The sequence below is a fragment of the Asanoa sp. NPDC049573 genome (assembly GCF_040676615.1).
Lineage (GTDB): Bacteria > Actinomycetota > Actinomycetes > Mycobacteriales > Micromonosporaceae > Asanoa.
Window position 1 is genome coordinate 18,848 of the sequence record NZ_JBFAPI010000019.1, and the last position, 20,978, is coordinate 39,825.

A 20,978-nucleotide genomic window follows, 5' to 3' on the forward strand; every position below is an offset into this window, starting at 1 on the left:
GCCGCCCCGCAACAGTTTGCGGGGCGGCTCGCATCAGCCGATTCTGACCGGGGTGGAAAGCAGCTGGTTGTCTGACGGGAGTGCATCCCGGTTGTCCGTCAGCGTGGCGGTGGCCCGGAAGGTGATCTTACCGACGGCCGCGTCGTCGTTCGTGACGGTGTAGTTGAACGAGAACCGGGTGGTCTTGCCCGTCGTCGACACGCTCACCAGTTGGGTGGACGATCCGATGTTGACAAAGCCGTCGGGGCCGCCCTTGTCGAGAGTCACCCGTACGTTGTCCGGGTAGCGGGTGTTCTTGACGTAGACGTTGATGCTGATGGTCTGGCCGACCCGCGCGGTCGCCGGCGCGTTCAGGCGGTCGATCGAGACATCGTGGGTACGCACCCGCACGGGCTCCGTGGCCGTGTCACTGCGCCCGTCGGTCGTCCGCACGGTCAGCACGACGGTGTAGTCGCCGTCCGCGGCATACCGGTGGCTCGCGTACTGCTGCGTCGAAGTCGTGCCGTCACCGAAATCCCAGAGGTACGAGGAGATGCCGACGCCCGCCGGGTCCGTGGCGTAGCTGCTGAACTGCAGCGTGTCGTACGCGCTGGGATCGGACGGGTAGTAGGAGAAGTACGCGATCGGGTCCGGCGCCTCGTCGAGCCTGAAGGTGATCTGCTCGATGGTGTTCGCCTGGACCTGGAAGTAGTACGTCGTTCCGGCCTGGGCCACGAAGGTCAGCGGGTCGGAGCCGTACGTGGTGCGACATCCCACCCGGACGAGGTTGTCGAGCGATGTACCGGTGTAGGCCGCGATGCCCGGGTAGTAGGCGTCGGTACTCGCCGTGATCGGCCCGGTGCTGGTGGCCGTGTACGGACGTTGAACGTCAGCGGTCCACCACCGTCAGATCCGATGCCGCAGCAGCGGGCGATCATGAAGTAGTAGGTGGTGCCGCCGGTCGCGGTGCGAATCCTGACTCCCCGTCCAGGCGGAGAGCACCGTGTCGTACCCGCTGCCGAACGTGTCGGCCTGGATGCGCGTGGTCGAGGATGGCGCGTACGAGTACCACACCGAGCCGTTGCTCGAGCAGTTGGTGGGATCGGTCGGGCTCCACGTGGCGTCGGTGGTGTCGAGGGTGGTGGAAAAGGGCAGGGTGTCCACGGCGACGGCCGCGGTGAACTCGTCGTTCGTTGGCGCGGCGATCGCCGCTGTGGACCCCACGACGACCAGAGCGATCACCCCGGAAAGGGCGACCCCAGCCGTACGAGATGGCGCTTGACCACTGTCTCCTCCTGGGCCTTGACTACGTTGTCATATGGCAAGCGCCAGAGAAAACAGGATCGTTACATATGTCGATCTCGCGATTCAGGCGAGTGTCACCGCGGTCCAGGAGACCGGCGGAAGGGTTATCCGCAGTCGGCCGTCGACAATGGAGTGTGACGTGTTCGGCCCGAGGCCGACGCGCTCCGGGTCGTCGAGCGTGTTCTTCGCGTGGATGTCGTCGTCATGGAGGGTCTGGGCGTCGACGACCTCGACCTGGCCGAGGTTGCTGACGTCGACCGTCAGCTCGACCGGCTCGGTGAGGCTGCGATTGACCATGAAAACCGCGGTGTCGCCCGTGCTCGCATCGTGCGTCGCGACCGCGTCCACCACGCCGACCTCGCCGTGGAGGGCGGTGTCGTAGGTCGGGCTCTCCAGCTTGAGTTCCAGGGTGACCCCGCGGGCGAGCTGAGAGGTCAGGGCGAACGGGAAGAACGTCGTCTGCCGCCAGGCCGGGCCGCCGGGCTCGGTCATGATCGGCGCGATCACGTTCACCAACTGCGCGAGGCTCGCGGACGTGACCCGGTCCGCGTGCCGCAGCAGCGAGATGAGCAGGTTGCCGACGACCACCGCGTCGGCGACCGAGTACGCGTCCTCCAGCAGGCGCGGGGCAACCGGCCAGTCGTCGATCCCGGTGATGCGGTCGACCTCGGCATAGCGCGAGTGGTACCAGACGTTCCACTCGTCGAACGAGACGTTGATCGTCTTGCGGCTGCCGCGCATCGCCTTGACGTGGTCGGCGGTGGCGACGATCGAGTCGATGAACCGGTCCATGTTCACGGCGGACGCGAGGAAGCTGGCGTAGTCACCGTCGTGGGGCTCGTAGTAGGCGTGGCACGAGATGTAGTCCACCTCGTCGTACGTCGCCTCGAGCACGACCCGCTCCCAGCGCGCGAAGAGCGGCATCTGCGCGTTCGAGCTTCCGCACACCACGAGTTCCAGCGTCGGGTCCAACTGCCGCATCGCGCGCGCGGTCTTGACCGCCAATTGCCCGTACTCGTCGGGACTGCCGTGCCCGAGCTGCCAGGGTCCGTCCATCTCGTTGCCCAGGCACCACATACGGATGGCGTACGGCTCGACCGCGCCGTTCGCGATCCGCTGCTCGGAGAGCGTGGTGCCCGAGCGGATGTTCGCGTACTCGAGCACGTCGAGCGCTTCCTGCACCCCGCGCGTGCCGAGGTTCACGGCGTACATGAGCTCGCTGCCGACCTTCTTGAGCCAGCTCGCGAACTCGTCGAGACCGATCTCGTTCGTCTCCGTGGAGTGCCAGGCGAGGTCGAGACGCCGGGGCCGGTTCTCGCGCGGACCGACCCCGTCCTCCCAGCGGTATCCGGAGAGGAAGTTGCCTCCGGGGTAGCGGATCGTGCTCACACCGAGTTCCTTGACGAGCGCGATCACGTCGCGCCGGTACCCCTCTTTGTCAGCGTCGGGGTGCGAAGGCTCGTAGATGCCGTCGTATACGCATCGCCCCAGGTGCTCGACGAAGGAGCCGAAGAGCCTGCGGTTGATCGGCCCCACGACGAAATGCGGGTCGATGGTGAGATGCGCGGAGATCAAGGTGTCCTCGGTTTCGCTAGTGACTGATCGATGGTGGCGATGCGAGCGGGCTACTTCAGGGAGCCAACGGTCAGCCCTCCTCGCCAGTACCGCTGAAGGGAGAGGAACGCGATGATCAGCGGGATGATCGAGACCAGCGAGCCGAGGATGATGATGCTCCACAGGTTGGTTCCCGCGGCGCCGTACGTGGACGCGGTCGACTGCCAGAGCCCGATCCCGACCGTCACCGGGAAGAGCCGGTTGTCCACGAGCATCGCGAGCGGCAGGAAGTAGTTGTTCCACGACGACACGACCGACAGCAGCAGGACCGTGACGATCACCGGTCGCAGGAGCGGCAGCGCGACCTTGACGAACGTCCGGAACTCCCCCGCGCCGTCCACGCGTGCGGCGTCCAGGAGCTCGTCCGGCACCGCGTCACGCGCGTAGAGGTTGACGAGGAACACGCCGAACGGGTTGAGCAGGGTCGGCAGGATCACCGACCAGATCGTGTCCGTCAGGCCCGCCCGGGAGAACAGGATGAACGTCGGGATGACCAGCGCGGTCGCCGGCACCATGACCGCGCCGAGCAGGATCGAGAAGGAGGCGCGGCGGCCCACGAAGCTGTATTTCGCGAAGCCGTATCCGGCCAGCACCGACAGCACCGTCGCCCCGATGCCCCCGGCGAACGCGTAGAGGGCCGAGTTGGCCAGCCAGCGCGCGTAGAGCCCGCCGTTGTAGGTGAAGAGCTGCTTCAGGTTCTCGACGTAGTCGATGTTGGGGGCGAACCAGAGGGCGCTCGTGCCGCCGAACAGCGCGGCCGAGTCCTTCGAGCTGTTCACGATGACCCACCAGAAGGGGATCAGGAAGTAGATCACCAGCGCCGCGAGCACGAGATGCAGCGGGATGTGCCGCGGTGTCCGACGAACTCGCCTGCGCTCGATGTGGTTGGCGCTCATGACAGGAAGTTCCCTCGCTTGCGGGTGGCGAACATGAAGATGTAGACGCAGACGAATACCACGGCGCCGAGCGCGAACGAGATCGTCGAGCTGTAGTTGTTGTTCGCCAGCGTGAACGCCTGCTGATACGCGTACATGTTCGGCGTGAAGTCATCCGGGATGGCGCCGGCGGCGAGTTGCTGAAGGATCTTCGGTTCGTTGAAGAACTGCAGCGTGCCGATGAGGGCGAACACGAGGATGAGGACGAGCGCCGGTGTGAGCAACCGGATCTTGATCCGGACGATGATCTGCCACCGGGAGGCGCCGTCGATGCGGGCGGCCTCGTAGAGGGTCGGATCGATGCCCTGCAGCGCGGCGTACAGAATGATCATGTAATACCCGGCCCACTGCCAGGTCACCACGTTGAGCAGGCCGTAGAAGATCATGTTGCTGCTGAGGAAGTCCGGCCCGGCCGCGCCGAAGGCACCGAAGACGTCCGCGATCGGGCCGAAGTTCTTGCTGTAGAGGAAACCCCACATCAGGGCCCCGATGACGGTCGGGATCGCGTACGGCAGGAAGATCATGAGGCGCGAGAACCGGGCGAACCTGCTCGTCACCTCGTCGAGGATCAGCGCGATGGCCAACGAGATGGCCATTTGGATCGGGATGAGCACCAACGAGAACCGGATGACGAACCACACGCCCTTGAGGAACGAGGGATCGTCGAACGCCTTGAGGTAGTTGTCGAAGCCGGCGAAGGTGGTCCCGGTCATCAGCGTCTTCTGGAACAGGCTCAGATAGAGCGCGTAGCCGATCGGGAGCACGAGCAGGGCGAGGAAGACGATGCCGAAGGGTCCGACGAAGAGCCAGCCGATCATGTTCTGCCGTGCGCTCGTGCGTTGCCGTCGTTTCCTCGTGCGCGCGGTGCCGGGGGTCGAGGCGGTCATGCCGTCGTCCGGGAGGGGCGTGGGTGGGCGCCCCTTCGTCGGGACGGGGCCGCTGGTCGAGGCGGTCATGATGTCTCCGGGTCTGGGAAGACCCGGCTGGCCGGCCCGGGAATGCACGGACCGGCCAGCCGGGTCAGGTCACTTGACGGTGAGCCCTTGCTCTTTCGCGTACTTCACGACGTCTTCCTGCAACGCGTCCGCGGCCGCGGAGCCGGTCTTGGACCCGTCGTTGATCGCGGCGATCTGCTTCGTGAAGGCCGTGTAGAAGTACTGTCCGATCGGCGTGTAGGTCATGCCCTTGTAGGCGTTGGCCGCCGGGACGTAGACCTCCTTGTTGGCCTGCTGGCCGTCGAAGAAGGCGACCTTGGCGTCGATGAACGCCGGGTCCTTCAGCACCTTGAGGTTGAGCGGGAAGATGATCTGGTTCTCCCAGCCGTCCTTCAGCGACGCGTCGTCGGCGTAGACCCCGAACGCGACCTTGGCCGCGAGCGCCGGGTTCTTCGCCTGGGTGGTCACCGAGAATGCGGAGCCACCCCAGTTCACCGACACCGGGTTGGCCGGGTCCCACTGCGGCAGCGGGGCCGTGGCCCACACTTTCGCGTCGGCACCCTTGCCCACGCCGGCACCCTGCAGGTAGCCCGGCGCCCACGCCGCCGAGAGGTAGGTGGCGTACTTGCCACCGATCACACCCGAGATGTACTCGGGGGTGAACTGGTCCTGCTTGCCGACCAGGCCCTTCTTGACCAGCCCGGCCCAGTACTCGAGGACCTTCTTGCTGGCGTCGTCGTTCAGCTTGATGCCGATCTCACCCTTGTTGGCCGGGTCGTACGTGAACGGCTGCGCGCCGTTCTGGTACAGCAGCGCCGTGACGTAGGCCGGCTGGTTCGCCGGGAAGTCGCCGAAGAGCGGGCCGCCGGCGTCCTTCACCTTCTGCGCCGCGCTCTCGTACTCGGCCCAGGTCGTCGGAGGGGTGATCTTGTACTTGTCGAAGATGTCCTTGCGGTAGATCATGCCCATCGGCCCACCGTCGATCGGAGCGCCGTAGACGCCCGAGCCGACCGAGAGGTCCTTCCAGGCGCCGTCACTGAAATTCGCCTTGACGTCCTGGTAACCCTTGTCGGTGAGGTCCACGAGGGCTTTCTGCACCTGGAAGGTCGCGATCCGGTCCGCCTCCAGCATGACGACGTCGGGAGCGCCCTTGCCGGCCGAGATGGCCGTCTGGAACTTGTCGTATTCGTCGCCACCGGCGCCGGCGTTCGTCCAGCAGACCTGGACGTCGTCGTGCGCCTTGTTGAAGTTGTCGACAACCAGCTGCGTGTTCGGATACCAGGCCCAGAGAGTGACAACGGGTGCGTCGGGCTTGGAGATGGTGTTGGTGCAGTTCGTCGGCTTCTCGGCGTTACCGCCGCCGTCGTCGCTGCCACCGCATGCCGCGATCGCGCCTGTCAGCAAGAGGGCCAGCGACGCAGCGAGGACTTGCTTCGTCTTCACTGTTCGATTCCTTTCGGATGCGGGACGTCATCATCGGAGCAGGCGCATCCGCGGACCGGGTGATCGCGAAGGGGGACTCTCCGCTTACCCGCCCCGCGTCCTGGACGCGTTTCTCGCGTTGTATTTCCAACGTTGTAGGAGCGACTATCGCGGAGCGCACGCGCGCTGTCAAGACTGCGAGACACCGCCCAATGCGACCGCCGCAGGCATAGACGCCGGCAAGAGAGACGTGCTTGTGGCGCACAGGGCCGCCAAGAACGCGCCGCTACACTCTTTCAAGACCGCTTCTCTGCGGGCGCCGCGCGATGAGGGAGATTCCAATGGCCGCCACCATGCACGACGTCGCGCGCGTCGCCGGGGTATCGGTCAAGACGGTTTCGAACGTCATCAACGACTATCCATACGTGCGCGACGCGACCCGCGAACGGGTGCGCTCGGCGATCGAGGCGCTCGACTACCGCCCCAATCTCTCGGCCCGCGGGCTGCGTTCAGGGAAGACCGGGGTCATCGGGCTCGCGATCCCGGAGCTGCGGCAGAACTACTTCGCCGAACTCGCGGACGCCGTCATCCGTGCGGCCGAGCGGCGCAACGTGGCGGTGCTCGTCGACCAGACGGGCGCCACGCGGGAAGGCGAGATCGAGGTGCTGGCCGGACACCGGCTGCGGCTGACCGATGGGATCCTGTTCAGTCCCGAGCAGCTCGGTCAGGACGACATCGCGCTGCTGCGGGTGCCGTTCCCGCTGGTGCTGCTCGGCGAGCGGATGTTCGACGGCCCCACCGACCACGTCACGATGCACAACGTGGGATCGGCCCGCGTGGCCACCGAGCACCTGCTGGAAATCGGCCGCCGGCGCATCGCGGTGATCGGCGCGCACCCGACCCATCCAGACGACATCCGGTCCGCCAACCTTCGCGTACGCGGCTACCGGGAGGCCCTGGCCGCAGCCGGCATTCCCTACGACCCGGCACTCGTGCGGGTCGCCGCCCCGTGGCATCGCGAGAACGGCGCCGCCGCCATGCGCGACCTCCTGGCCGACGGCGTCGAGTTCGACGCCGTCTTCACCTTCAACGACACGCTCGGGCTCGGCGCGCTGCGGACGCTGGGACAGGCGGGCGTTCGCGTGCCGGAAGACGTCGCGTTGATCGGGCTCGACAACATCGACGAGGCGCGCTTCTCGGTCCCGTCGATGTCGAGCGTCGATCCGGGTCGGGACCAGATCGCGGAGGTCGCTGTCGACCTCCTGATCGAGCGGATCAACGAGAAGGGCGACCCGGCACCGCCGCGGCAGATCCTTGCCGACTTCCGGGTCGCGGCGCGTGAGTCCACGGGATTCGTGGATCCGGAGCCGGGCATCGCGTCGGCCGTGAGTCCGTCGGTGTTGGCGGAGCACCCTGCCGTCCATGGCGGATGACTAGCTGACGTCGAGAAACCAGACCGGCCGCGCCACCTCTCGGTGACGCGGCCGGTTCCTTACGGGTTGGTTAGGACGCGAGCCGCCAAGGTCCGTAAGGTGTCTCGGGCGACTGGTTGCGGGTCCACCACTGCGCCACGTAGCGCTTGCCCTGGTAGACCACGACATCGCCGCTCAGGAAGATCCGCGTCGGCGTCCAGATCGCGGTGCCGTCACCGTCGACCAGCATCTCCTGCCACGGTCCGTAGGGATCGCCCGGCGCCTGGTTCCGCGTCCACCACGAAGCCAGCCAGGTCGAGCCGTGATAGCTCACCTGGTTGCCCTCCGTGTATACCGTGGACGAACTCCAGGCCGGCACGTCCCGCACCGTGATCGTCACCTGCTTGGTCCCCGACAGGCTGTATGACTTCGTGCCGTCGCTGGCCTTGAAGGTGACCGTGTAGGTGCCCGCCTGGTTGTAGCCAGGAGTCCACGAGAACTCCCGCGTCGCCGGGTCGAAGGTCGCACCCGCCGGCAGGCCATCGGCCGAGTACGTAAGCGCGTCACCATCAGGATCGGTCGCCGCGACGGTGAACGTCAGCTTGCGGTTCTCGTCGACCGACTGCGACTCACCGCCGGCGGCGAACACCGGAGCGCCGTTGACGAACGCACCCCGCTGCCACAGGTAGTCGCGCGCGAATGTGGTGAACAGCTGGTTCCAGGTGTTGAAGTCGTGGGCACCGGCGACCACGACGTTCTTCACGTTCGCGTTGGTCAGTGCGGCCACCTGGCTCGGGTTGGGCAACCCGAAGTCCCATGCCCCGCCGCCGAAGAGGATGTAGGGCACGCCGAGGTTCGGCGTGGTATTGCGGACGCCGACGCCACCGCTCCACACCCCGTAGTAGCCGAACTTCGTCGCGTCGAAGTTGATGAGGTTGGAGGTGACCGCCGCACCCGCCGACAGACCGGCGAACGCCCGGTCCTTCGCCTGCGTCGAGACGTGGTAGTTGCTCTCGACGAACGGGATCACGACGTCGCGCAGGTTGGGGTAACCCTGTGCGGAACTGCCGAGGTAGTTCGTGTTCGTCGTGATGACGACCGCGGGCTCGGTAAGTCCGTCCTGGAGCAGGTTGTCCATGATGACGGGCACGTCGCCCATGTTCATCCAGTCGGACTGGTCCTGGCCGCCGCCGTGCTGCATGTAGATCGTCTTGTACGGCTCGGCCCGGTCAGGGTCGTAACCGGGCGGGACGTAGACGCCCACCGTCCGCGAGGTCGTGCCGATCTGGATCGGCACGTAGCTCCACGTGCCGTGCGGAGCGTTCGGCCGGTAGAGCTCGATCTGCCGCGCGGCCAACGGCGCGAAGTTCTGCTTCTCCGCGTCGTAAGGCACGAAGACCTTGTTGAACGCGCGTCGGGCAGTGCCCGTCAGGCCGTCCGGGGCGTAGATCGGCGAGTTCGCCGGGTCCGTCACCCACAGGCTCGTGTTGTTGTCCACATAGAACCAGTACTGGTTCGCGCCCGCGGCCAGGGGCACGTCGGTCACCCAGTAACCGTCGCCCGCGTTCGTCATCGGCACGTCGTAGCCGCCGCCGCCGCGCATCATGCCGGGCCGGTACTGCTGCGGCTGGTAGACCGTGGTGTCCGTGGGGTCCGCCCAGTTGCGCAGCAGCATGTCCCCGACGAACCGGACACTGGTTGCCGTCGGGTTGTAGTAGACGAAGTGCCCCGTGTAACCCGTCGGCGAGCTCGGATCCGCGATGACATGCGGACCAGGCGTCAGGGAGACCCCGTCCTCGGCATGCGCCACGCCCGACATGCTCAGCACCATCGCCGAAGCTAGCGCGACAGCCGCGACCGACTTGCGGACCAAGGCGCGATTGCCCGAGTCCCCTCCGGGTCGTCTCCGCAATTGCAGAACGCGTATCAACGTTCCTCCTTGAACGGCCGGTGAGCGCCAAACGGCGCCCGAGACCAAAGCTATCGTCGATTTACGACGTTGTAAAGACAGTATTTACAACACCCGATCTGGCCTTTATAAAAACGTCGAACTAGCCGGGGCCGAATACATCGACCCCGGCTCTCATTTCGATATGGAACGGCTACGAGATCAGCGTCCAGGGGCCACTGAGGACCCCCGGCGTCACATTTCGTGTCCACCATCGAGCCTGGTAGACCTGGCCTTGATAGGTGACCTTGTCACCGGCGTGGTAAATCGTGGTAGCGGTCCAGTTGGGCGCGCCAGCGGGCGTGGTCACGACCTCGGTCCACGGCCCGTTCGGGTCACCAGGAGTCTGATTGCGGGTCCACCACTGGGCCCGATACAGCCTGCCCTGGTAGTAGGCCTGGTCGCCGGCGTTGAAGGTTCGCGACGCCGTCCACGCCGTCGATCCGTCCGCCGTGACCGCCAGCTCCTGCCACGGCCCGAACGGATCGCCCGGCGCCTGGTTCCGCGTCCACCAGCTGGCCTTGTAGAGCTTTCCGTTGTTGATGACCAGATCACCGGTGTTGTAGGCGGCCGTCGACTGCCAGGCGGCGATCGTCTTGATGGTCACCGGCTCCGACGTGGCGCTGCCGTCCGGCCGACCGGCAGCGCTCGCTGTGACGGTGACCGCGACCGCTTTGCCGGAAAGATCCGGCGTCACCACCAACTTGGCGCTGGTGGCACCGGCGATGGCCTGGCCATCCACCGACCACTGGTAGCCGAACGTGGTGCCGTCCACGTCCCAGGTGCCAGGCACGGCGGTCAGGACCGCGTTCACCTCGGCGGGGCCGCTGATGGACGGCGCCGTCTCGGCCACCGGCGCGGGCATGTCGCGGACCGTGATGGTGACCTCTTTGCTGGCCGACAGGCTGTAGGACTTCGTCCCGTCGCTGGCGGTGAAGGTGACCGGGTAGGTGCCCGCCTGCGTGAAACCGGGAGTCCAGGAGAACTGCCGAGTTGCCGGATCGAAGCTGGCGCCCACCGGCAGTCCGCTGGCCGAGTAGGTCAGCGCGTCCCCATCGGGATCCGTCGCCTCGACGCCGAACGACAGCTCCCGGCCCTCGTCGACCGACTGCGACTCGTCGCCGGCGGCGAACACCGGGGCGCCGTTGACGAACGCCCCTCGCTGCCACACGTAGTTCCTGGCGAAATTCGCGAAGAGCTGCGGCCAGGCGTTGAAGTCGTGGCCACCCGCGATCTTGTCGAACTTGTAGTTGACGAGACCGTTCAGCGCGTTGAGCTGCGCCTGGGTCACGCAGAGGTTGAGGTTGTCCCACGCACCGCAGCCCAAGTAGATGTAGGCCTGCTTGATGTTCGCGGTGGTCGTGCGCGGCGGCGGGGTCCAGCTGAAGGCGCCGTAGTAGCCGAAGCGCAGCGGGTTGTTGTTGATGATGTTGATCGTCATCGACGCGCCCATCGACAGGCCGGCGAACGCCCTGTCCATCCGGTCCTTCGAGACGTTGTAGTGGCTCTCGACGAACGGGATGACGATGCCTTCGAGGTTGGTCGTGTACGGCGAGGCACCCAGGTACTGGGAATTCGTCGTCACGATGATCGCGGGTTCGGTCTGCCCGTCGGCGATCAGATTGTCCATGATGACCGGCACGCTGCCGATGTTCATCCAGTCGGACTGGTCCTGACCGCTGCCGTGCTGCAGGTAGATCGTCTTGTACGGCTCGGCCCGGTCGGGGTCGTATCCCGGCGGCAGGTAGACGCCCAGGGTCCGGGTGGTCGTGCCGATCTGGATCGGCACATAGCTCCAGGTGCCCTTCGGGGTGTCCGGCCGCGGGTTCGCGATCACCCGCTCGGCCAGCGGCGCGTAATCCTGCTTCGCGGCGTCGTACGGCACGTTGACCCGGTTGAAGGCGCGCCGGGCGGTACCCGTCAGACCGTCCGGGGCATAGATGGGGGAGTTCGCCGGGTCGGCCACCCAGAGGCTGGTGTTGTTGTTCACGTAGAACCAGTACTGGTTAGGGCCCGCGGCCAAGGGCACGTCGGTGACCCAGTAGCCGTTGCCGGCATTGGTCATCTGCACGTCATACGCGCCGGCGCCGCGCATCAGCCCGGGACGGTACTGCTGCGGCTGGTAGACCGTCGTATCGGTCTGGTCGGCCCAGTTGCGCAGCAGAATGTCAGCAGCGAACCGCACACTCGTGGCAGTCGGGTTGTAATACACGAAATGCCCCGTGTAACCCGTCGGCGAGTTCGGATCCGCGATGACATGCGGACCGGGAGTCAAATCCACCGCGTCGTCGGCGCTCGCCACACTCGCCATGCTCAGCACCATCGCCGAAGCGAGCGCGACAGCCGCGACCGGTTTCAGAGCCCCTCGAAAGCGCTTAGTCAGGTGCAAGACTCTCACTACCCTTCGTTGACTCGCGACCGCCAGGGGAGGGCGAACGTGTCCAGAGGGGCACCCCCGATGACTGACGGTTGGCGCCACGTTACAGTCGCTTTACGACGTTGTAAAGAAGTTCTTTACAACGTCGTACTACGCCCGCCGAATCATCCTCGACGTGCCCGAGGCTGCTCCCCGAGTCGGACGCTGATCCAGATAGCGGTAACTCCGTCCAATCAGGACGCAATCCCGCGAACATGACAGCCCGTGGCCGACCGGTCACACAGCAGCGGCGATCTTTACTACGCTCCCGTCGTCACAACCCAGCGATGAATGGGAGTACGTAAATGCGTATCCACGCTCGGTTCCGACGAAGGACGCTGGCCGCCGCCGTGATCGTCGCGGTCGTCGGGCAGTTGGCATTGTTCGCGGGCGAGGCGTCGGCGGAGGAGACGTCTCGATGGCAGGACGATGTCGCGAAGATACCGACGACTGCTTACACGCGCGACGCGCGGCAGTCCATCACGGAGGCCATCGACGGGGTACGGCCCTATCTGGGTGACGGGCTGGGCGACAGCCGGGTCGACGCGGTGGCCGCCGACGTCGCCAACCGCTACTTCGACGGCGCGCGCTTCCGCGGTGCCAGCGACGGCAGCGCGGCCTTCGACAACCTCAAACACCTGGCGTCCTACCTCAAGAGCCGGCTGAGCGGCGCGAGCGCGCCCAACGGCGAGGCCGAGCAGGCCCACGCCACGGCCCTGGTCAGGATTCTCACGGCGATCCGGCTGCTGTCGGACGCCGCGATCCAGGACGCCGAGGCGACCATCGGGCCGTTCCGGGCCAACCCGCCGCCCGCGCCCGCGCCACCGGGCCTCAGCGGGGCGTTCGGCGACCTCGACGCAGCCAGGTCCGGCCTCGACAAGGCCGACACGATGCTCGAGAAGGCCAACCCCACCCCGGCCACCGTGCACGCGGAGAAGGCCTGGTCCGACGGCTTCAACGTGCTGACCCGCCTCGGCATCACCTACGACGGCGACCACGACTCCGACGGCGTGATCGACGGGCTCGAACTGGTCTTCGGTGCCAGCCCGCTGCTCGTCGACTCCGACAGCGACGGGCTGACCGACAAGTTCGAGATCACGAAACTTGCCGGTTTCACCATGCCGGGCCGGCTCGACACCGACAACGACGGCGTGCCGGACGGCGCCGAAGACGTCGACGGCGACGGGCTGACCAACCTGCGCGAGCAGGAACTGGGCACCTCGCCGACCGAGGCCGACACCGACGGCGACGGGGTCAGCGACGGCGCCGAGGTCGACCGGGGCACCAACCCGTTGGTGCCGGACGCTCCCCCGCCGCCGGTCACCGGCACCGCGCCACCCATCGTGCCCGTTCCGACCGACACCGACACCGACGGCGACGGGCTGCCGGACTTCACCGAGGAAGACGACTGGGAGACCGACCCGCTGCGGGTCGACACCGACGGCGACGGGCTCTCCGACGGCGTCGAAGCCCTCGACTACCAGATCGACCCGCTGCGCGCCGACACCGACGGCGACGGGCGCGACGACGCCTACGAGATCGCGCACATCGAGGACCAGGGGCTGGACCCGACGGTCCCCGACGAAATCGTGAGCAAGTGGACGTACGTCAGCGATTTCCTGCTCGGGTTCTTCGCCGGTGACTTCAGCCCACGTGACTCGATGGCCTGGTTGTCGGGCTATCTCTGCTCGGGCGGGCTGAGCTTCGTCCCGGTCGTCGGCTGGATCCTCGGTGGGCTCGCCGATCTCCGCGACACCATCGCCGGGGTCATCCACCAGGACTGGGTCGGCGCCGGGCTGAGCATCATCGGGCTGATCCCCTACGGCGGTGACGCCGTCGCCATCCCCGGCAAGGCCGCCAAGTTCGCGCTGCGCTACCTGCACCGGCTCGACTCGACCATCCGGTTCGTCGCCAAGTGGGACAAGATCCCAGACAGCGTCAAGCGGCTCACGATCCGGGCGATCATGCTCGGCAACTACGCCACGCTCTCCAGCAGGATGTCGGAGGAGGTCATTCTGCGGCTCGCCCGGATGCCCCGGATGAGTCTTCCGCGCCTCGCCGACGCGCTCTCGAGCGCCAACCACGTGGCCGGTGCCGTGCCCACACCGTTCCTGCGCAACGCACCCGACGGCGAAGACTTCGTGGCCGGCCTGCTCTCGGGCACGGTGTTCCGCAACCAGCAGGGTCGGATCCCCATGCCGAACATGCCCAGGCCCGGCTCGGCCCGCGAACCCGACGACCTGGTGGAGACCGTGGAGGGCTACTTCCTGCACGAGGTCAAGACCGGCCTACCGGGCCACCCGGACACCTACCTGAAGCAGTGCGAGCAGGACGGTCACCTCAACCGGAACCGGCCCGTCGTCGCACCGGGCCGCCCGCCGAGGGCGGCGAAGCAGATCATCGGAGTGCTCTGGCACTTCGTGCCGAAGCAGTGGCCGGTCGACCACCCGATCTTCTCGCAGTCCGACGGCCTCGGTCCGCCGCAGGACCTGCTCGACTGCCTGAAGAGAAACAACATTCCCTTCACGATCCACCCCGCGATCTAGTACGTCCTCAGCAGTCCTGCCGGGGCCGCGGTGCCGACCCGGCCTCGGCAGGACCGTTACGATTGCCGCCATCCCGGATGAGGGCGAGGTGCCGACCCGTGTTCCGTCGCCGACATGGCCCACCTGGCGTGCGGCCGCGCCGAAGCTCCGACGGATGGGACCAGTTCGACGGAGACGCGCTGGCCGAGACGCCGGCGGTGCGGGCCGCGCTGGCCCGAGCGCCGCAGACGTTCCTCGCCATCGTCTTCGAGGCCGACGACATCGAGTCGGAGGCGATCCCCCGCGCGGAACTCTGCTCCTACCTGTCCGTGGCGACCAGAGACGGCACCTGGTGGGGGCTCGGCCTCGAAGACACCGCCAAGGTCGTCGTCGACCTGGATCAAGACGATCTCAAGCGGGCGCTGGCCGGCCAGCCCGACGTCGCCGAGGCCGAGCACGAGGAGCGTGAAACGTTCCAGGTCGTGCTGGCCCGGCAACTCACCGCCGACGAGGTGCTCGCCCGGTTCGTCGACGCAATCGCCGCGGCACACCGCGAGCAGGCACGCCAGCGCGGCATCACGGTCGCGGAGTGACGGCGGCCGTCACGCCAGGCGCTGCCCCGCGAGCCATTCGTCGAAGGTGGTGGGCATGACGCGGGCGCCCTCGCCAGGCAGCAACACGTTGCCGGCCGCCGACGAGTCGAAGATGGCCGACCACGACGGCACGAGCTTGACGGTGTGGCCGCGCGCGTCGTTGGTGCGCCGCGCCATGTCGACCAGGTCCTGCGGGTCCGGGCCGGCGACGTCGGCGTAGCGGCCGCGCGGTTCGCCCACCGCGACCTCGGCGAGCACCCGGGCGACGTCCTGCGGCGCGATCGGCTGCACGAGCAGCGGCGCGATCGGCGCGACGCCGTCCTGCTCGGTCCAACTGGCGACCATGGCGGCGAAGTCGTGGAACTGGGTGGCCGGGACGATCGTCCACGGCACCGGGCCGGCGGCCACCAGGCGCTCCTGCTCACGCTTGCCCGCGTAATGCGCGTTGCCCTCGATGCGGTCGAGCCCGACGATCGAGAGCAGCACGTGGTGCCGGACGCCGGCCCGCTCCCCGGCGGCGAGCAGGTTGCGGGTGGCGGTGCCGAAGTAGGCCACCGTCTCCGCACGGTCGGCGGGCGGCGCGCTGGTGACGTCGATGACCGCCGCGACGCCGGTGAGCGCCTCGTCGAGCCCGGCACCCGTTGACAGGTCGACACCCAGCGAGCGGCTGACGCGTACGACGTCGTGCCCCTCGGTTTCGAGGGCGGCGACGGTGAGCGTGCCGATGTTCCCGGTCGCCCCGGCGACTGCGATCCGCATGATGATCTTTTCCTCTCGTCTGTTGCCAGGGGAGACGCTATCTCGGACTTATTAGATCCGCAATATCCGGGATAAGCTGGTCCGGTGAAGCTGCCGGTGAGCACCGAATGGTTGTTGCATTGCGCCGCGACGCTGGCGCAGCTCGATCCCGGGGCGAGCGCGTCGGCGGCGCAGCTCGCGACCTACTTCGACGTGCCGGCGGCCTATCTCGCCAAGCAGCTACAAGAGCTGGTCAAGGCCGGCGTGCTGGTCGCGACGACCGGTCCGCGGGGCGGCTTCCGGCTCGCCCGACCGCCGTCCGAGATCACCCTGCTGCGGATCGTGGAGGCGGTCGACGGCACGTCCTCGCCCTACGAGTGCCGCGAGATCCGCCAGCAAGGACGGGGAGCGCTGCGTCCGGAGGAGTGCCGGAGCATCTGCGTCCTCGCCGAGAAGATGGCCGACGCCCACGACGCATGGCGGCGCAGCCTCGCGAGCGTTTCCCTCGCCGACATCGTCGCCACGCTGCCCGCGACGGCACCGGCCCGCACCCGATCCCGCCTGAGGCCGGCCTAATACGATCGCCGGCATGTCGTTGCGCCCCGTTCAGGTGAACATCAAAGCCGTCGATCCGGCGGCGGTCGGCCGGTTCTGGGCGGGCGCGCTCGGCTGGACCGCGTTCAGCGGCGAGACCTCCTACGTGGGCCCCGGCGACGACCTGGTCTGGCCCGACCCGGTCGTCCTCGGCATCGACATCGTTCCCGTCCCGGAGGCCAAGACGCCGACGAAGAACCGTCTGCACCTCGACCTGGCCACCACCTCCGCGGCCCACCAGGCGGCACTCGTCGCGCGGGTGGAGGCGCTCGGCGCCAAGCCGGTCGACGTGGGCCAGCGCGACGTGCCGTGGACGGTCCTGGCCGACCCGGAGGGCAACGAGTTCTGCGTGCTGGAGCCCCGGGACGCCGATCGGGACACCGGCCCCATCGCCGCGGTCGTGGTCGACTGCGTCGATCCGCGGGCCATGGCCCAATTCTGGGGAAAGGCGATCGACTGGCCGGTGCGCGAGGCCACCGACAACCACGCGGTGCTGCGCGCCGCCACGGGCCCACGCCTCGAGTTCCTCCGCACGCCCGGCACCAAGACCGTCCCCGACCGCGTCCACCTGGACCTGCTCCCCTACCCCGGCGACGACAAGGCGGCGGAAGTGACCCGGCTACGCACCCTGGGCGCCACCGACCTCGACCTGGGCCAGGGCGACGTCCCATGGACCTGCCTGACCGACCCCGAGGGCCACGAGTTCTGCGTCCTGGCCCTGTCCTGACCCGGAGACCCCATGCCCGCCGACCTGTTGCTGGTCACCTGCGTCAAGGACAAGCTCGACGCGCCGGCCGCCGCGGCCGACCTCTATGTCGGAGCCCTTTTCCAGAGGCAGCGGGTGTACGCCGAGCGCCAGGCCGTGCCCTGGTTCATCCTGTCCGCCGAGCACGGTCTCGTGGCACCGGACGAGTGGCTGGCGCCCTACGACCGCTACCTACCCGAAACCCCGGCGAGCTATCGCACCGCCTGGGGCGCCTGGGTGGTCGAGCGTCTCGCCCTCCTGACCGGCAAGCTGGCCGGACGCGTCGTCGAAGTGCACGGCTCGGCGTCCTATGTCGACGCCTTCGCAAGGCCGTTGCGGGCCAAGGGTGCCACCCTCCTAGACCCGCTGCGGGGACTGAGCCTCCGGAAGCGACTCGACTGGTACGACTCGGGCGGCATCAGCACCGGGCCCAGGATCGAGGTGTCCTATGTCGACGCGGCCGATTTCGTACATCTGCTGCGGTCGCACGAGGCCGCGGTCGGTCCGGCCGAATTCCTGGCCACACAGGGCGCCGGGTTGCGGGTTCCGGGTCTCTACAGCTGGTGGGTCGACAGCGCCGGCGCCGCCGACCTGTCCCGCGGGCTCGGGTTGCCGGTCACGCCGGGGCTGATCTACGCCGGGCTCGCCGGCGCCACCCGGTGGCCCAGCGGCAAGCGGTCCACGAACACGCTCTGGGCGCGCATCGCCACCATGCACCTCGGCGGAAACCACGAGTTCTCCACCTTCCGCCGCACCCTGGGCGCGACCCTGGCCAACGCGGCCCGGAGCGACCGCATAGACGAAGCGCGGCTCTCCACCTGGATGCGTGACCGCCTGAGGATCGTCACCGTCCCCTACGAGGCTGCCGACACCCTTGGCCGGCTGGAGGAGGTCGTGCTCAAGGCGCTCGACCCACCGTTCAACCTCAAAGGCATGTCCCGCACCGCCATCCGGGTGCGGCTCACGCGACTGCGGAGCCGCTACGCCTCTGTCCACCATGGACAGGCGCTCGACAGCTGACGACAGCGGCCGGATTCGGCCCACACACGGCGCTACGGGTGCTGCTCGCGTGCGATCTGTGCCATGGCCGCCAGTTCGACCGAGGTCCGGCCCGCCTCATATGCCAGGGCGACCTGCTGCGGCGCCAGGTCGACGACGAGCCGGTGGACCACGTCCGGTCGTGTGTAGAACCGTGCCGTCGACTCCGGCAGGATCACCACGCCGCGTTCGCCGGCCACCAACTCGAGCTTTTCTTCGACAGTACGGGTCCGCGGGCGCGGTCCAGGCCGGGCGGCCTGCCACTCGGGCACGGCGGCGGGGTCCTGCAGCAGCTCCAGTTGGCCGAGGTCGAGGATGCTCACCGTCTCGCGCGCGGCCAGCGGGTGCGCGGCGGACAGCACGACCACCCGTGGCTCGGTGTAGAGCGGGACCACCGTGAGCCCATGGGGATCGATGGGAAAGCGTACGAAGCTCGCGTCGACCCGCCCGTCCAGAACCATCTCCACCTGGTCGTCCCACGACGTGCGCACGACGTCGACGGCCAGGTCCGGGAAGCGCTCGCGCAACGCCCGCACGGTCTCGGTCGGCAGGATGCCGGGCATGAACCCGATGGTCAGCCGCGACCCACCACGGGCGGCCTGGCGCACCCGGCGCTGTACCGCGGCCGCCGACCGGAGCATCGACCGGGCGTCGTCGACGAACCCCGCACCGGCCGGCGTCAGTGCCGTGCCGCGGGTGGTGCGGACGAACAGGTCGACGCCGAGTTCCTTCTCCAGCGCCTTTATCTGCCGGGTCAGCACGGGCTGCGCGATGTGCAGCCGATCGGCCGCGCGGATGAAGTTGAGCTCCTCCGCGACGGCGACGAAGTAGCGCACCTTCCGCAGGTCAAGATCATCCAACAGCGTGACCGCCGCCTTTCATACCTCGCGAGTATCAACTCTGCCACGAACAGGTATTAGCCGACCGGCCCGGCCCGCGCGACCGTTGAGCGGCACAGACAGACACTGCGAAAGGTCGATGAACGATGCTCGAAGGAACCCGCGTTCTGGTCGTCGGCGGCACCTCCGGCCTCGGCCTCCGGGTCGCCCAGGCGGCCGCCGAGGCGGGGGCGACCCCGATCGTGGCCTCCCGCAACAAGGACAACGTCGATCGCGCCCTCGACACGCTGCCCGACCGCGCGGTCGGCACGACCGTCGACCTCACCGACCCGGACTCGATCGCCGGACTCGTCAAGATCGCCGGGCCGATCGACCACCTGGTCTACACGGCCGGCGAACCGTTGCGGCTCACGATGCTGGCCGACCTGACGCCGGAGATCGCCCGGAGCTTCTGGGAGACCCGCTACTTCGGCGCGCTGAGCGTGATCCGCGCGGCCACCGCTGACGGCGCCATCCGCGACGGCGGCTCGGTCGTGCTCACCGGCGGCAACGCCGGCGCCCGCCCCGCACCGGGTTGGGCCCTGGGCGCCAGCATCTGCGGCGCGTTGGACGCCCTCACCAGGCAACTCGCCCTCGAGCTCGCGCCGATCCGGGTCAACCTCGTCGCGCCCGGCGTCACCCGCAGCCCGCTCTGGTCGGCCCTGTCACCGAGCGACGAGCAGACGATGTACGAGAGCCTCGCCGCCAGACTGCCGGTCGGCCGGGTCGGAGAGCCGTCCGACGTCGCCCTCGCATACCTGTACGCCATGACCCAACCGATGGCAACCGGCACCTCAATCCTCGTCGATGGCGGCGCGGTGCTCGTCTAGATCGTGTCCGGTCGACCATCACGCGCCGAGCCGTCTCGCGGGACACCACCAGGCCGCGGTTGGGCCCTACGCCGCCAGGTGGCCCGGGACCACCCACGGACCGGATCTCCCGGGACACCACCAGGCCGCGGCTAGGCCTCGACGCCGCCAGGTGGTGGCCCGGGACCACCCACGGACCGGGTCTCCCGGGACACCACCAGGCCGCCGTTGGGCCCGACGCCGCCAGGTGGCCCGGGACCACCGACGGACTGGTGTTTCCCGGGACGCGGTCACGTTGCGGCTGGGTGGGGCGCAGGCCGCGACCATCGGCGGGCACGGCCTGAGCCGGCCGCGCCGCGTAGCCTGTCATGGGCAGGAGGGGCAGATGACGGAGACGGTGCTGGCCGAAGTGCTGGCCGAGCTGGCGGAGCTGGACGATCCGAAGGCCCGCGCGGTCAACGAGCGGCACGGTGACGACCACGGTGTCAACCTCGGCAAGCTACGGGCGGTCGCGAAGCGGCTGAAGACGCAACAGGACCTCGCGGTTCAGCTCTGGCAGACCGACGACACGGCGGCGCGGCTGCTGGCGCTCCTGGTCTGCCGGCCGAGGGCGTACGACCGTGGCGATCTGGATCTGATGTTGCGCCAGGCTCGTGCGCCCAAGGTGCACGACTGGCTGGTCAACTACGTGGTGAAGAAGAGCCCGCACGCCGAAGAGCTCCGCCGGGCCTGGTTCGCCGACCCGGACCCGGTGGTCGCGAGTGCCGGCTGGGCGCTGACCACCGAACGCGTCGCCAAGAAGGCCGCGGGCCTCGACCTCGTCGGGTTGCTCGACGTGATCGAGGCGGGGATGGCGACGGCTCCGGACCGCCTGCAGTGGGCGATGAACCACTGCCTGGCCCAGATCGGGATCGAGCACCCCGAGCACCGCACCCGAGCGATCGCGATCGGCGAGCGGCTGGGGGTGCTCAGGGACTACCCGACCCAGCCGGGCTGCACGTCACCGTTCGCGCCCATCTGGATCACCGAGATGGTCGCGCGGCAGGGCGCTGCCGTTGGCAGAGCGAACGCCTCGCCGGGCCGCTGAACGGC

The 20,978-nt window shown here is 68.1% G+C and carries 18 protein-coding genes; 8 read left to right on the plus strand and 10 right to left on the minus strand.

Going from position 1 to position 20,978, the window contains the following annotated elements:
* Nucleotides 1-33: 33 nt before the first annotated feature.
* The 6 genes from AB0J74_RS31615 to AB0J74_RS31640 form a co-directional block, all read right to left on the minus strand.
* Nucleotides 34-756, minus strand: coding sequence for a PKD domain-containing protein (locus AB0J74_RS31615; RefSeq protein ID WP_363454471.1), 723 nt, complete (start codon nucleotides 754-756; stop codon nucleotides 34-36).
* A 129-nt stretch (nucleotides 757-885) separates the two neighbouring features.
* Nucleotides 886-1,221, minus strand: a complete 336-nt coding sequence (locus tag AB0J74_RS31620; protein ID WP_363454473.1) for a hypothetical protein — start codon at nucleotides 1,219-1,221, stop codon at nucleotides 886-888.
* A 126-nt stretch (nucleotides 1,222-1,347) separates the two neighbouring features.
* The gene (locus AB0J74_RS31625; protein ID WP_363454475.1) at nucleotides 1,348-2,859 is read right to left on the minus strand and encodes an alpha-N-arabinofuranosidase; all 1,512 of its coding nucleotides are present in this window, start codon (nucleotides 2,857-2,859) and stop codon (nucleotides 1,348-1,350) included.
* A 50-nt stretch (nucleotides 2,860-2,909) separates the two neighbouring features.
* Nucleotides 2,910-3,794 carry a carbohydrate ABC transporter permease gene (locus tag AB0J74_RS31630; RefSeq protein WP_363454477.1) on the minus strand — a complete coding sequence of 295 codons (885 nt, stop codon included), beginning with the start codon at nucleotides 3,792-3,794 and terminating at the stop codon, nucleotides 2,910-2,912.
* Nucleotides 3,791-4,789 (minus strand): sugar ABC transporter permease, encoded by a 999-nt coding sequence (locus tag AB0J74_RS31635; RefSeq protein WP_363454479.1) that lies wholly within the window; start codon nucleotides 4,787-4,789, stop codon nucleotides 3,791-3,793. Before AB0J74_RS31635 ends, AB0J74_RS31630 begins: the two co-directional genes overlap by 4 nt.
* Nucleotides 4,790-4,858: 69 nt before the next feature.
* Nucleotides 4,859-6,211: an extracellular solute-binding protein gene (locus tag AB0J74_RS31640; RefSeq protein ID WP_363454481.1), complete on the minus strand. Its 1,353-nt coding sequence runs from the start codon at nucleotides 6,209-6,211 to the stop codon at nucleotides 4,859-4,861.
* Nucleotides 6,212-6,531: 320 nt separating this feature from the next.
* On the opposite strand from AB0J74_RS31640, the gene AB0J74_RS31645 reads away from it, so the two are divergent.
* Nucleotides 6,532-7,623: a LacI family DNA-binding transcriptional regulator gene (locus AB0J74_RS31645; protein ID WP_363454483.1), complete on the plus strand. Its 1,092-nt coding sequence runs from the start codon at nucleotides 6,532-6,534 to the stop codon at nucleotides 7,621-7,623.
* Nucleotides 7,624-7,693: 70 nt separating this feature from the next.
* On the opposite strand, the gene AB0J74_RS31650 is transcribed toward AB0J74_RS31645, so the two are convergent.
* Nucleotides 7,694-9,421: a putative Ig domain-containing protein gene (locus tag AB0J74_RS31650; RefSeq protein WP_363454485.1), complete on the minus strand. Its 1,728-nt coding sequence runs from the start codon at nucleotides 9,419-9,421 to the stop codon at nucleotides 7,694-7,696.
* Nucleotides 9,422-9,704: 283 nt separating this feature from the next.
* A complete protein-coding gene (locus tag AB0J74_RS31655) occupies nucleotides 9,705-12,029 on the minus strand; it encodes a carbohydrate-binding protein (protein WP_363454487.1) in 2,325 nt (774 codons plus the stop codon).
* 242 nt (nucleotides 12,030-12,271) lie between these two features.
* On the opposite strand from AB0J74_RS31655, the gene AB0J74_RS31660 reads away from it, so the two are divergent.
* Complete coding sequence (locus tag AB0J74_RS31660; RefSeq protein ID WP_363454489.1) at nucleotides 12,272-14,512, plus strand: hypothetical protein; 2,241 nt, start codon at nucleotides 12,272-12,274, stop codon at nucleotides 14,510-14,512.
* Nucleotides 14,513-14,640: 128 nt separating this feature from the next.
* On the plus strand, nucleotides 14,641-15,084 hold the full coding sequence (locus tag AB0J74_RS31665) for a hypothetical protein (protein WP_363454491.1): 444 nt from the start codon (nucleotides 14,641-14,643) through the stop codon (nucleotides 15,082-15,084).
* Between the two features lie 9 nt (nucleotides 15,085-15,093).
* On the opposite strand, the gene AB0J74_RS31670 is transcribed toward AB0J74_RS31665, so the two are convergent.
* Nucleotides 15,094-15,843 carry an NAD(P)H-binding protein gene (locus AB0J74_RS31670; RefSeq protein ID WP_363454493.1) on the minus strand — a complete coding sequence of 250 codons (750 nt, stop codon included), beginning with the start codon at nucleotides 15,841-15,843 and terminating at the stop codon, nucleotides 15,094-15,096.
* 84 nt (nucleotides 15,844-15,927) lie between these two features.
* Here AB0J74_RS31670 and AB0J74_RS31675 point away from each other — a divergent pair, with 84 nt between their 5' ends.
* Genes AB0J74_RS31675 through AB0J74_RS31685 form a run of 3 tightly spaced genes read left to right on the plus strand, consistent with a single transcriptional unit; the run spans nucleotide 15,928 to nucleotide 18,181 of the window.
* Nucleotides 15,928-16,398, plus strand: coding sequence for an Rrf2 family transcriptional regulator (locus AB0J74_RS31675; protein ID WP_363454495.1), 471 nt, complete (start codon nucleotides 15,928-15,930; stop codon nucleotides 16,396-16,398).
* Nucleotides 16,399-16,411: 13 nt separating this feature from the next.
* Nucleotides 16,412-17,143, plus strand: a complete 732-nt coding sequence (locus tag AB0J74_RS31680; RefSeq protein WP_363454497.1) for a VOC family protein — start codon at nucleotides 16,412-16,414, stop codon at nucleotides 17,141-17,143.
* A gap of 12 nt (nucleotides 17,144-17,155) precedes the next feature.
* Entirely contained in the window at nucleotides 17,156-18,181 is a 1,026-nt protein-coding gene (locus AB0J74_RS31685) for a DUF6884 domain-containing protein (protein WP_363454499.1), read from the plus strand.
* 32 nt (nucleotides 18,182-18,213) lie between these two features.
* On the opposite strand, the gene AB0J74_RS31690 is transcribed toward AB0J74_RS31685, so the two are convergent.
* Nucleotides 18,214-19,059 (minus strand): LysR substrate-binding domain-containing protein, encoded by an 846-nt coding sequence (locus tag AB0J74_RS31690; protein WP_363454501.1) that lies wholly within the window; start codon nucleotides 19,057-19,059, stop codon nucleotides 18,214-18,216.
* Between the two features lie 125 nt (nucleotides 19,060-19,184).
* Between AB0J74_RS31690 and AB0J74_RS31695 the strand changes: the two genes are divergently transcribed.
* Together AB0J74_RS31695 and AB0J74_RS31700 are read left to right on the plus strand one after the other, a co-directional pair.
* Nucleotides 19,185-19,907, plus strand: a complete 723-nt coding sequence (locus tag AB0J74_RS31695) for an SDR family oxidoreductase (RefSeq protein WP_363454503.1) — start codon at nucleotides 19,185-19,187, stop codon at nucleotides 19,905-19,907.
* A gap of 364 nt (nucleotides 19,908-20,271) precedes the next feature.
* Complete coding sequence (locus AB0J74_RS31700) at nucleotides 20,272-20,973, plus strand: DNA alkylation repair protein (RefSeq protein WP_363454505.1); 702 nt, start codon at nucleotides 20,272-20,274, stop codon at nucleotides 20,971-20,973.
* The last annotated feature ends 5 nt before the right edge of the window (nucleotides 20,974-20,978 follow it).

Bases quoted from the DNA above. Each gene is read 5' to 3' on its own strand.
- AB0J74_RS31635 (WP_363454479.1), bottom strand. From the start codon at position 4,789: ATGACCGCCTCGACCAGCGGCCCCGTCCCGACGAAGGGGCGCCCACCC.
- AB0J74_RS31670 (WP_363454493.1), bottom strand. From the start codon at position 15,843: ATGCGGATCGCAGTCGCCGGGGCGACCGGGAACATCGGCACGCTCACC.
- AB0J74_RS31660 (WP_363454489.1), top strand. From the start codon at position 12,272: ATGCGTATCCACGCTCGGTTCCGACGAAGGACGCTGGCCGCCGCCGTG.
- AB0J74_RS31685 (WP_363454499.1), top strand. From the start codon at position 17,156: ATGCCCGCCGACCTGTTGCTGGTCACCTGCGTCAAGGACAAGCTCGAC.
- AB0J74_RS31650 (WP_363454485.1), bottom strand. From the start codon at position 9,421: ATGTCGGGCGTGGCGCATGCCGAGGACGGGGTCTCCCTGACGCCTGGT.
- AB0J74_RS31700 (WP_363454505.1), top strand. From the start codon at position 20,272: ATGACGGAGACGGTGCTGGCCGAAGTGCTGGCCGAGCTGGCGGAGCTG.
- AB0J74_RS31630 (WP_363454477.1), bottom strand. From the start codon at position 3,794: ATGAGCGCCAACCACATCGAGCGCAGGCGAGTTCGTCGGACACCGCGG.
- AB0J74_RS31680 (WP_363454497.1), top strand. From the start codon at position 16,412: ATGTCGTTGCGCCCCGTTCAGGTGAACATCAAAGCCGTCGATCCGGCG.
- AB0J74_RS31695 (WP_363454503.1), top strand. From the start codon at position 19,185: ATGCTCGAAGGAACCCGCGTTCTGGTCGTCGGCGGCACCTCCGGCCTC.
- AB0J74_RS31645 (WP_363454483.1), top strand. From the start codon at position 6,532: ATGGCCGCCACCATGCACGACGTCGCGCGCGTCGCCGGGGTATCGGTC.